Genomic DNA, 6,307 nt, shown 5'->3' with positions numbered 1-6,307 from the left:
GGGACGTGCCCTATGTCCTTCGGCGGGACGCGCCGCATCGTCCTCGGCGGGACGCGCCGCATCGTCCTCGACGGGACGTGCCACACAGCCTTCGGCGGGACGTGTCACATGCCCCGCGACGGGACGTGTCACATGCCCTTGAAGGCGCGCAGGCGCAGTGAGTTGCCGACGACGAAGACGGACGAGAAGGCCATCGCCGCGCCCGCGATCATCGGGTTGAGCAGCCCTGCGGCGGCGAGCGGCAGCGCGGCGACGTTGTATCCGAAGGCCCAGACGAGGTTGCCCCTGATGGTCCCGAGCGTGCGGCGCGCGAGACGGATCGCGTCGGCCGCGGCGCGCAGGTCGCCGCGGACAAGCGTCAGATCGCCCGCCTCGATCGCCGCGTCCGTGCCCGTGCCCATCGCGAGCCCCAGGTCGGCCTGGGCGAGCGCCGCCGCGTCGTTGACCCCGTCCCCGACCATCGCGACGGACCTGCCCTCCGCCTGGAGCCGCTTGACGACGTCGAGCTTGTCCTCGGGCAGCACCTCGGCGATCACCTCGTCCACGCCGACCTCGGCGGCGACGCTCTCCGCGAGCGCCCTGTTGTCGCCGGTCAGCAGGACGGGCCGCAGCCCCAGCGCCCGCAGCCGCCGCACGGCCTCCGCGCTGGTGTCCTTGACGGTGTCCGCGACATCGAGCACGGCACGGGCCTCGCCGTCCCACGCCACCGCGACGGTCGTGCGCCCCGCGGCCTCCGCCCGCTGCCTGGCCAGCTCCAGCTCCTCCGGGAGGCGGATCTCCCACCGGTCGAGCAGCGCGGGCCGCCCGGCCAGGACGGCACGGCCCTCCACGACGCCCTGGACACCGAGGCCCGGCACGCCGGCGAAGTCCTCGGGTGCCGGCAGCTCTCCCACGCGCTGCGCCGCGCCCTCGGCGACGGCTCGGGCCACGGGGTGCTCGGAGGCGTGCTCCACCGCGCCCGCGAGCCGCAGGACGTCCTCCTCCGTGACGCCGGGGGCGAGGTGGACGTCGCGGAGCCGCATCCGGCCCGTGGTGACGGTGCCCGTCTTGTCGAGCACGATCGTGTCCACCCGGCGGGTCGACTCCAGCACCTCGGGCCCCTTGATCAGGATCCCGAGCTGGGCTCCGCGGCCCGTGCCGACGAGCAGCGCGGTCGGGGTGGCGAGGCCGAGGGCGCACGGGCAGGCGATGATCAGGACGGCCACGGCGGCGGTGAAGGCGGCCGTCAGCCCGCCGCCGAGGGCCAGCCAGACGCCGAGCGTGCCGAGCGCGAGCGCGATGACGACGGGCACGAAGACGGCGGAGACACGGTCCGCGAGCCGCTGCGCCGCCGCCTTGCCGTTCTGCGCGTCCTCGACCATGCGGGCCATACGCGCCAGTTGGGTGTCCGCGCCGATCCTGGTGGCCTCCACGACGAGCCGGCCGCCCGCGTTGAGCGTGGCGCCGGTGACGGCGTCGCCCGCGGCGACCTCGACCGGCGCGGACTCACCGGTGAGCATCGACACGTCCACGGCGGACGACCCCTCGACGACCGTGCCGTCGGTGGCGATCTTCTCACCGGGGCGCACGAGGAAGCGGTCGCCCACCCGCAGCTCGGCGGTGGGCACGGTGGTCTCGCGCCCGTCGCGCAGCAGGGTGACCTGCTTGGCACCCAGGTCGAGCAGGGCACGCAGGGCGGCGCCCGCGGTGCGCTTGGACCGCGCCTCGAACCACCGCCCGGCGAGGATGAAGGCGGTGACGCCGGCCGCGGCCTCCAGATAGATGTTGCCCGCGCCGTCGGAGCGGGTGATCGCCAGCTCGAAGGGGTGGCGCATGCCGGGCATGCCGGCGGTGCCGAAGAACAGCGCCCACAGCGACCAGAGGAAGGCGGCGAGCGTTCCGACCGAGATCAGGGTGTCCATGGTGGCGGCGCCGTGCCGCAGGTTCGTCCATGCCGCGCGGTGGAAGGGCCAGCCGGCGTAGACGACGACCGGGGCGGCGAGCGCCAGGGAGAGCCACTGCCAGTTGTCGAACTGGAGGGGAGGGATCATCGCCATCGCGATCACCGGGACGGCGAGCACCACGGCGGTCGTCAGCCGCTGGCGCAGGGAGCGCTGTTCGGGGTCCTCCGCGGGGACGCCTTCGACGGGAGCGCCCCCCAGGGCAGGGGCGCCGCCCGCGCCGGTCACGGGTGCGGTGGGGGCCGGGGGCTCCGGCTCGCGCGCCGTGTAGCCGGTGGCCTCGACGGTGGCGATCAGATCGTCCACGGAGAGCCCGCCGCCGTAGCTGACCTTGGCCTTCTCGGTGGCGTAGTTGACCGTCGCGGAGACGCCTGCCATGCGGTTGAGCTTCTTCTCGACGCGGGCGGCGCAGGAGGCGCAGGTCATGCCGCCGATCACGAGCTCGACCTCCGCGGGAGCGTGGCCGGCTTCCGCTCCGGCGTCGGCTTCCGTGGTCCTGGTGAGGCTCATGAGGTGGCTCCTCGGCATCGACGACTCGCGCATCCTACCCCCAGGGGGTATTGCTGCTCCCTCTGGTATACCCCTCCAGGGTATGAAGGGCAAGGGGTGACCGGGGCGGGTGGGGCGGTGATGCGCGCGCGGACCGGGGACCCGTAAGGTAGGAGGGGAATTGGACTAGACCTGTTGAAGCGGACCTGCTGGAGCGGATGGGCATGAGCGAGCGCGCACTGCTGGAGGTGATCGCCCTCGACGCCGATGACGCGGTAGCCGCGCGTGACGGCGGGGCGGACCGCCTTGAGGTCGTCACGGACATGGCGGCGGACGGCCTGAGCCCGTCGCGGGAGACGGTCGGCCGCATCAGGGAGGTCGTCGACATTCCCCTGCGCGTCATGCTCCGGCTCACGGACGGCTTCTCCGCCGGCACGCCCGCCGACGTGGACCGGCTGGTCGCCGTGGCGGCCGGGCTGCGGGCCGAGGGCGCGGAGGAGTTCGTGTTCGGCTTCCTCGACGCGGCGGGCAGCCCCGACCTCGTGACGGTGGAGCGGCTGATCGCGGAGCTTGACGGCTGCCGGTGGACGTTCCACCGGGCCATCGACCGCGCGGCGGACCGCGGGGCGCTGCGCCGGCAGCTCGGTGACATGCCGGGCCTCGACACCTACCTCACGGCGGGCTCTGCGGCCGGTGTCGACGAGGGCCTGCCGACGCTCCTCGCCGAGGCGGCGGCCACAGCGGCGGGTGAGCCGGGGTACGAGCAGCGACTGCTGGTCGGCGGCGGCCTGCGCGTCGACCACCTGCCGGGGCTGCGCGCCGCGGGGGTCACCGCCTTCCACATCGGGGGCGCGGCCCGCCCCCACGGCTGGCAGGCCCCGGTCGCCCCGGCCGCGGTCGCCCGCTGGCGCGCCACCCTCGACGCGTAACGCCCGACGCGCGCGTGCACGCCACCGCCACCGCGCGCATGCCGCCCCGCGCGTGTGCCGCTCAGTGCGCGTGCCGCTCCGGGGGTGTGCCGCTCCGCGCGCGTGTGCGCCGCCAGCGGGCGCGTGCCGCCACGGTGCGTCTGCGGCCACCGTCTGTGTGCCGCCACGGTGCGTCTGCGGCCACCGTCTGTGTGCCGCGCCCGCTGTCGGCCGCGGCCTCCGGGGCTGGCACGCCCGCCCACGGCCGTGCCCCCGACCGGCGTGCCCTGTGGCCAGGTGCGCCCGGCATGCGCGCCCGCCTTGCGGTTCGGGCCCGGCATGCGCGCCTGCCTTGCGGTTCGGCCGTCCGGCCCGAAGGCCCCGCCGTGTTGTCCTGCACCCGGCCCGCCGCCCTGCCGCGCCGTCTCGCGTCCGGCCCGCGGTCCGGGCCCACGGGCCCGGCGGGGTCAGCGGGCGAGGGCCGCGGGGAGGGGAGCGGCGTGGAGGACCGTGAGGCCGGAGACCGCGCGGGTGAGGGCGACGTACAGGCGGCGCAGGCCGGTGCGTTCGTCGGGTTCGCCCGCGACGACGGCGGCCGGTTCTTCGAGCACCACGTAGTCGTACTCCAGGCCCTTGGCCAGGGACGCGGGGACCAGGGTCAGGCGGGAGTCCGCCGTGGTCTCCTCGCCGGGCGAGAGGTATGGCATGCCCGCCGCGTCGAGCGCCGCCGCCAGCGCCGGGACCCGGGCGTCCGCCGCGATCAGGCCGGTCGAGCCCTCGTGCTTCAGGGCCTCGCGGCAGGCGTCGAGCACCGCGTCGGCGACGGTGTCGCCGGCGGCGTCCGCCGCGATCTCCCGCACGGACAGGGCGCCGGGCGACTCGCGGACCGAGCGGACCTCGGTGAGGCCGGGCGCGATGGACGGCAGCAGTCGCGACGCGTAGGCGATCACCTCGCGCGGCACGCGGAAGCCCGCCGTCAGCTCCTCCACCACCGCGTCCGGCTTGCCGAGGTGGCCCAGGGCCTCGGTCCAGTCGGCCGTGGCCCAGGGCGTGGTGCCCTGCGCCAGGTCGCCGAGCACGGTCGCGGACCCGGTGGAGCAGCGGCGGCCCACCGCGCGGTACTGCATCGGCGACAGGTCCTGCGCCTCGTCCAGTACGACATGCCCGAGCGAGTGGGTGCGCGAGACCAGGTCGTTCGCCTCGTCGATCAGCACCGCGTCGGCCACCGACCACGGCGCGGACTTCACGCTGCGGGCCGGCTTGGGCCACAGCACGGCTCGCTGCTCCTCCTCCGTCAGCACCCCCTCCGCGTGCTCGGCGAGGAACTCCGCGTCGGACAGCAGCCGCAGCACCAGCCTGGCTGGGTCGACCGGCGGCCACACGGCCTTGACGGCCGCCTTCACCGCGCTGTTGCGCGCCACCGCGTCCTGCACCCGGTCGTCGGGCGCCTCGCCCGCCTGCTCCATCCGCACGAGCACCGCGTGCGCGATCCGCTGGGGCAACGCCTCGCGGGCGGCACCGTAGCGGATGTCGCGGCCGAGGAGTTCGCGGACGATCTCCTCCAGCTCGTACGCGGGCACGCGCCAGCGGCGTGAGCCGCGCACCACCATCAGCGGTTCCGTCGGCATCGAGACGTGCGAGCGCAGCGCGCGCCGCAGCACCTCCGCCATGCGTGCGTCGCCCTTGACGAGCGCCGTGGGTGCGGGGTCGGTACCCCGCACCCGTACCGCGTCCGTCGCGACCAGCGACTCGACGGTCGCCTGCCTGACCTCCAACTCGCCGAGGGCGGGCAGGACCTGCTCGATGTAGCGCAGGAAGGACGCGTTCGGGCCGACCACGAGGGTCCCCGTGCGGGCCAGCCGCTCGCGGTGCGCGTACAGCAGGTACGCGACCCGGTGCAGGCCTACGGCCGTCTTGCCGGTGCCGGGGCCGCCCTGCACGCAGACCGTGCCGCCGAGACCCGACCTGACGATCTCGTCCTGCTCGGGCTGGATCGTCGCGACGATGTCGCGCATGGGGCCGACGCGGGGCCGTTCGATCTCCGCCTGGAGCAGCGCGCTGGTGCGTTCGGACTCGGCCGGGTCGGAGAGGTGCTCGTCCTCGTACGCGGTGAGGTCGCCGCCCGTGTAGCCGAAGCGCCGTCGCAGCCGTACGTCGAGCGGGTTCTTCTTGGACGCGCGGTAGAAGGGCTGGGAGACCGGGGCGCGCCAGTCGATCACCATCGGGTCGCCCTGCGCGTCGTGCACATGGCGGCGCCCGATGTAGAACGACTCGCCCTCCGCGCCCTCGGCCTCCTCCGCGCCGACCGCGTGCAGGTAGTCGAGGCGGCCGAAGAACAGAGGGGTGTGCGCCAGGTCGGCGAGCGCGGAGATGCGGTCCTTGATCTGCGCGTCGAGGACGGCGGCGTTCACCCAGTTCGCGGCGACGTCGCGGATGTCCAGGGACTCCACCTCCTCGCGCATGGCCCGCAGCGCGGAGCGGGAGGCGGCGAGATGGGCGCGCTCGCGCGCGAGCGGGTCGGTCGGATCGAGCGTGTCGGTCGGGTCAGGGGCGTGCGAGGGCACGGGACGGCCTCCGGTGACAGGTACACGGCGTGCGGGTACGCGGCTGCGGCTGAGAGCGGTGCGTGCGGGCGCCCCGGGGGGCCGGGCACCGGGTCCTTGCCGGTGCGGCGGTCTCCGTACGGCGCGGATCACGTCACGGCGGCCGTCCGGTTTCCGTCCGGGCGGCGGCACTCCACGAAGGAGGCGGGGGGAGACGCGAGATTCTAGCCGCCGCGCGACCATCGGGCGAACCCTTTTACCTCCGCCCGGATTTGCCCCCACGCGCCTCCGCCCGGATTCCCCTCCGCTCACCTCCGCCCGAAATTCCCCCTGCCCGGATGCGCCTCCGCCGCCCGGACTCCGCCCCGTGTCCGGATGCGCCTCCGCCGCCCGGACTCCGCCCCGTGTCCGGATGCGCCTCCGCCGC

General features: G+C 75.1%; 3 protein-coding genes. 1 reads left to right on the top strand and 2 read right to left on the bottom strand.

Features of this window, described 5'->3' with window-relative positions:
- Positions 1-128 precede the first annotated feature (128 nt).
- Positions 129-2,450 (bottom strand): heavy metal translocating P-type ATPase, encoded by a 2,322-nt coding sequence (locus ABEA77_RS21690; protein ID WP_345650153.1) that lies wholly within the window; start codon positions 2,448-2,450, stop codon positions 129-131.
- Positions 2,451-2,653: 203 nt separating this feature from the next.
- Here ABEA77_RS21690 and ABEA77_RS21685 point away from each other — a divergent pair, with 203 nt between their 5' ends.
- The gene (locus ABEA77_RS21685) at positions 2,654-3,358 is read left to right on the top strand and encodes a copper homeostasis protein CutC (RefSeq protein ID WP_345650150.1); all 705 of its coding nucleotides are present in this window, start codon (positions 2,654-2,656) and stop codon (positions 3,356-3,358) included.
- A gap of 446 nt (positions 3,359-3,804) precedes the next feature.
- On the opposite strand, the gene ABEA77_RS21680 is transcribed toward ABEA77_RS21685, so the two are convergent.
- Positions 3,805-5,901 carry a HelD family protein gene (locus ABEA77_RS21680; protein WP_345650147.1) on the bottom strand — a complete coding sequence of 699 codons (2,097 nt, stop codon included), beginning with the start codon at positions 5,899-5,901 and terminating at the stop codon, positions 3,805-3,807.
- Positions 5,902-6,307 lie beyond the last annotated feature (406 nt).

Source organism: Streptomyces tremellae (genome assembly GCF_039540215.1).
GTDB lineage: Bacteria > Actinomycetota > Actinomycetes > Streptomycetales > Streptomycetaceae > Streptomyces > Streptomyces tremellae.
Note: the sequence above shows the minus strand (reverse complement) of the source record. Positions and strands in the feature narration are given on the sequence as shown.

Coding starts and splice junctions, on each gene's coding strand:
- ABEA77_RS21690 (WP_345650153.1), bottom strand. CDS start 2,450: ATGAGCCTCACCAGGACCACGGAAGCCGACGCCGGAGCGGAAGCCGGC.
- ABEA77_RS21685 (WP_345650150.1), top strand. CDS start 2,654: ATGAGCGAGCGCGCACTGCTGGAGGTGATCGCCCTCGACGCCGATGAC.